The following is a 4539-nucleotide window of genomic DNA, read 5'->3' on the forward strand; positions in this document are numbered from 1 at the left end:
TGCCCGCAAGGTTCTTTCTACGGCAGTCTGGCAAGCATGGGAGTTTAAATCATCAACAAATTTAAACTCTTTCCTTAATGCTGTGTTGTATCGAAATAACTCTGTTTTGCCAACACCCTGATTATCCATCCAATAACGCAGAACTTTATTCCGAACAAATTGGGTTGTCCGTATTGCTTCGTTAATGGCTTCTATCTGATTAGGTTTTGGCTTAACTTTGTATTCTAGTACAAACATTTTGACAATGCTCGACCGAGTATCAATATTTTAACACAAAATTCTTTAAGTTGACACGGCCCCCTGCCAACCGCCTGCTGCCTTCGTTGACGTGAGCCAAGAGGGCTGCAAGGGATTGTCAATTTAATCATATTTAATCTTAAAATAGAGAATTGTCCCCGCTAAGATAAAAGTAACAAAATTAGCGACTATAATCGGTTTGCTGCTCACATAAATCCCGTAGATCAGCCAAAGAAAAACCCCCAGACAAAAGCAAATAAACATAGTTAGGGACAAGTCCTTAGCCGAACGATAACGCCAAGTTTTAATCACTTGGGGTAAAAAAGAGACAGTGGTTAATATTCCCGCCACGATCCCGATTAGTTCAATAATATTCACCGCTTATCCTCTTGGCTTAGTTTCTCTCATTTTAAACTGTTGACTATCTAAATTACTGGTTAAGACGGCTCTCTCGACATCATCGGGTAAAGTGTTCGTAAATGTGACATTTTTTCCCCATTGTTTCTATTGAGCGATTACTATCACTGAAGTGCCGATTTGTACCTTTTCAAATAAAGCCTTTATATCTCGATCGCGCATCCTGACGCAACCGTGGGAGACGGCCCGGCCGATGAGATTTTCTTGCGGTGTACCGTGAAAACCGATAAAATTCGCGCCATCGGTCCAAAATCCGATCCAACGCGCCCCTAAAGGGTTGTTTTTTCCCGATGGCACCAGTTGCCCGGTGAAAGGATGTTCCCAGACGGGTTCCCGCACCATCTGAATCACCCTAAATTGTCCCGTCGGGGTTTCCCAACCCCGACGACCGATCGCCACTGGGTAAGAAGCAATTATTTTCTGTCCTTGGTAAACAAAAACCCGTCTTTTTTTTAAATTCAGCAGCAAACGGGTTTCCGTTCGGGTTGCCGTGGTTGCGGGAAGGGAATTGCCCAGACTAATCGGGGGATTGAGGAAAAATTCCCCTATTCCTAGACATAAACAGAGAATCGGCAGCAAAACTCGCATCTGATACCAGCAAAGTCAAAATTTTTATCTGTATTCTAATCTGATTGTGAGGATGTCAAACCGTCGATATGGTGAGTGCGGGAGGGAAGGATAAAATCGGAGTCGAGTTGGGCTAATTCGGTTACACTAATCCCTAGCTGGAATATTAACTTTTGTAACTATGACCGCCGCTATTGCTCTCGATCGCGTTTCTAAAATCTATAACAATCTCCCAGTAGTTAACGAGCTTTCCTTTACCATCGAAAAAGGGGAAATCTTTGGTTTACTCGGTCCCAACGGTGCGGGAAAATCGACGACAATCCGCATGATTATCACCCTAACCGAAGCAAGTCAAGGAGAAATCGCAGTGGCGGGGTATGATGTGAAAAAATACCGCGATCAGGTGAAGAAAAATATAGGGGTAGTCTTGCAACAGATTAGCGTTGATGGGGAATTAACCGTCTGGGAAAATCTGGAATTTCACGGCCGGATGCACCATATCCCCAATCCCCAGAGACAGGAATTAATCGATCGCTATTTAGATTATGTCAGTTTAAGCGATCGAAAATCTGCCCTTGCCAAAACTCTTTCCGGAGGGATGAAACGACGTTTACAGATTGCTCGCGCTCTTCTTCACGAACCAAAAATACTCTTTCTCGATGAACCGACGGTCGGTTTAGACCCCCAAAATCGTCGTCGTTTGTGGGAAGTAATTCGCGATTTAAACCAGCAAGGAATGACAATTTTATTAACCACTCACTACATGGAAGAAGTGGAATTTCTCTGTCAGGATAACGGCACAGGAAAACTGGGCAGAATTGGCATTATGGACGCAGGCAAATTAATCGAATTAGGAACTATAACGGATTTTCGCACTAAGTATGGCGAGGGTTTAGTTATCAAACAAGTTGGCGATAAAATCGATTATAAATTCTTCCCCACCGTGGCTGATGCCAATGCCTATCTTGACAGTTTGAGCGATAAAACTGGAGTAATGTGTCGCCCTTCCAACCTCGAAGATATCTTTGTGGAACTGACGGGACATCAATTAGATTAAATTCTTGGTTTGGCTGTTAGGAAGTTGTTCAGTTATCGGTTTTTGACTCCGGTTTTTCTGAGATTAACTGTGTTTAAATCGGCGTTTCTTGGCTTTTATCTGATGTCTATTTTATTGGCAAACCTGCTAGAGTCTAGGTCAATTAGCTGAGCCTGTCCCTAAAAACCGAGTTCAACCCTAAAAAAAGAGGCTTTTAGCGGTTTTTAAGCTTTTTGAGCCAGATAAATGGCCTAGGAAGGGAACTTTTTCCCGAGAGGGAGAGTCATCGGGAACTGGATAAAAACTAGATTCCCCTCTCGATCGATAGACAAAATTGACGGTAATCGTTTAGAATGAAGCACTGAATACTGACGAGATGACAATTATCCCTATGACCGATCTCCAGACAAAAACTAGATGGTCAACAGCGCGGCGATATTACGAGTTGCTTAGTGTTTTAGTGGAACGTAATCTCAAGGGACGCTATCGGGGTTCTTTTCTGGGGGTTTACTGGTCCTTGTTAAATCCCCTGATTATGACTGCACTATACACGGCAATTTTCGGCACGGTTTTCGCCTCTTATTTTGATAATTCTATAGTTAACTATGTCCTAGCGGCTTTCACTGGTTTAGTAGTAATAAATTTTTTTAATGCTTCCACTAACCAAGCTTTACCTAGTATCGTTAGTAATGGCAGTATTTTAAATAAAATTCGTCTGCCGGTTAGCATCTTTCCCCTTTCGATGGTAGTGGCAAATATTTTTCAATTTGCTATTAGTATCTTTCCCCTTTTGGCTATAGTAACTCTCTGGAAATCTCAAAGTTTAATTAATGTAATTGCTCTGATTTTTCCTGTGATCGGTCTTTCTCTGGTTTGCACGGGAGTGGGTTTCTTTGTCAGTACCCTCTACGTTTTCTTCAGAGACTTACCCTATTTTTACGAAATTGTTTGTTTTGTCGCTTGGATTAGCAGCCCGATTTTCTATCCCCCGGAAATTATTCCTCCCTCCGTACAACCATTCCTCCTATTAAACCCATTATTGCCAGTAATCGAAAGTATTCGCCAATTGTCCCTTTCCCCCGGATTACCGGATTTTGGTTTGATTTTTCAATCTCTACTCGGTGGGATCATCATCTTAGGAATTGGTTGGACTTGCTTCCGACTCTGGCGACATTTATTTATGGATTTATTATAAATGACAGAAGTAATTCGACTCGATCAAGTGTCTCTCGAAAGACGTACTCAAGAAGAATTCTCCTACGATCTAAAAAGGACAATCTTCTCTATTCTTGAAGGTAAATATCGTCAGCCTGCCAAAAAATTAGTTCTAGATGATATAGATTTAGTCATTAATTCTGGAGCAAAATTAGGTATTATTGGAGCTAATGGCGCAGGAAAATCTACTCTCTTAAAAGTTATTTGTGGTATTCTGGAACCGACAAAGGGACAGGTGAGAGTCAGGGGACAAATTGCTTCTCTAATTGAATTAGGAGCGGGTTTTGATCCAGATTTACCGGTAAAAGATAATATTATTCTCTATGGGGTAATGCTGGGATTTTCTCGTCAGGAAATGAAGGAAAAAACCAAAGATATCCTTGACTTTGCTGAGTTAGAAGAATATATGGGAGCGCCGGTGAAATCTCTTTCTTCCGGGATGGTGGCTCGTTTAGGATTTGCGATCGCAACAGAGGTTCACCCCGATATTCTTATTCTTGATGAAGTCCTTTCCGTCGGGGATGAAAGTTTTAAAAATAAGTGTAAACGACGGTTAAAAAAATTCTGGAATTCTAACGCTACTATTTTAGTAGTTTCCCACGATTTGACTTTAATTCAAGAGTCCTGTAACCAAGCAATTTGGCTGAATAAGGGACAGTTGCAATGTCAGGGTAAATCGGAAGATGTAATCAAGTTTTATTTGGATTCCGTGCATCAAAATGAAGTTAATTTTTAATTAAGTAGGTAATCTCAATTAATTGTTAGATAGTAATAATGTATCTACGTTTTACTTAAGTAGCTGGTTATAATTAAATTAAAAATGGATTTTAGGTTCGATCCCCCCTGCCCCCCTTGATAAGGGGGGTGCCGATCCCCCCTTAATCCCCCCTTAATAAGGGGGGGATCTGAAAGTTTTTAATACCCACCTACTTAGGGGCTGCTGAAAAAGTTTTTCGTGGGGGCAGGGTGTGGGGTGTGGGGTGTGGGGTGTGGGGTTTTACCCATTTTCAGGTGGTCAATTACCTAATTTTCAGGGAAAAAATCCCTAAATTTTCCCCCCAATCACT

At 41.6% G+C, this 4539-nt stretch carries 5 protein-coding genes and 1 pseudogene; 3 read left to right on the forward strand and 3 right to left on the reverse strand.

Annotation, left to right across the window (positions count from 1 at the left end):
• The 3 genes and pseudogenes from O9295_RS26570 to O9295_RS26580 all read right to left on the reverse strand — a co-directional run.
• Positions 1-237 (reverse strand): annotated as a pseudogene (locus O9295_RS26570) (RNA-guided endonuclease TnpB family protein); the annotation flags it as partial.
• A 123-nt stretch (positions 238-360) separates the two neighbouring features.
• Positions 361-615 carry a SemiSWEET transporter gene (locus O9295_RS26575; protein WP_079207481.1) on the reverse strand — a complete coding sequence of 85 codons (255 nt, stop codon included), beginning with the start codon at positions 613-615 and terminating at the stop codon, positions 361-363.
• A gap of 126 nt (positions 616-741) precedes the next feature.
• Entirely contained in the window at positions 742-1242 is a 501-nt protein-coding gene (locus tag O9295_RS26580) for a L,D-transpeptidase (protein ID WP_079207483.1), read from the reverse strand.
• A 160-nt stretch (positions 1243-1402) separates the two neighbouring features.
• On the opposite strand from O9295_RS26580, the gene O9295_RS26585 reads away from it, so the two are divergent.
• The 3 genes from O9295_RS26585 (at position 1403) to O9295_RS26595 (ending at position 4208) form a co-directional block, all read left to right on the forward strand.
• Positions 1403-2278, forward strand: coding sequence for an ABC transporter ATP-binding protein (locus O9295_RS26585; protein ID WP_079207487.1), 876 nt, complete (start codon positions 1403-1405; stop codon positions 2276-2278).
• Between the two features lie 370 nt (positions 2279-2648).
• Positions 2649-3452 carry an ABC transporter permease gene (locus O9295_RS26590; RefSeq protein WP_190722111.1) on the forward strand — a complete coding sequence of 268 codons (804 nt, stop codon included), beginning with the start codon at positions 2649-2651 and terminating at the stop codon, positions 3450-3452.
• Positions 3453-4208 (forward strand): ABC transporter ATP-binding protein, encoded by a 756-nt coding sequence (locus O9295_RS26595; RefSeq protein WP_061432496.1) that lies wholly within the window; start codon positions 3453-3455, stop codon positions 4206-4208.
• Positions 4209-4539: the final 331 nt, after the last annotated feature.

Origin of the sequence: Microcystis sp. LE18-22.4A (assembly GCF_027531105.1) — a bacterium.
Taxonomy (GTDB): domain Bacteria; phylum Cyanobacteriota; class Cyanobacteriia; order Cyanobacteriales; family Microcystaceae; genus Microcystis; species Microcystis aeruginosa.

Bases quoted from the DNA above. Each gene is read 5' to 3' on its own strand.
- O9295_RS26590 (WP_190722111.1), top strand. From the start codon at position 2,649: ATGACCGATCTCCAGACAAAAACTAGATGGTCAACAGCGCGGCGATAT.
- O9295_RS26585 (WP_079207487.1), top strand. From the start codon at position 1,403: ATGACCGCCGCTATTGCTCTCGATCGCGTTTCTAAAATCTATAACAAT.
- O9295_RS26595 (WP_061432496.1), top strand. From the start codon at position 3,453: ATGACAGAAGTAATTCGACTCGATCAAGTGTCTCTCGAAAGACGTACT.
- O9295_RS26580 (WP_079207483.1), bottom strand. From the start codon at position 1,242: ATGCGAGTTTTGCTGCCGATTCTCTGTTTATGTCTAGGAATAGGGGAA.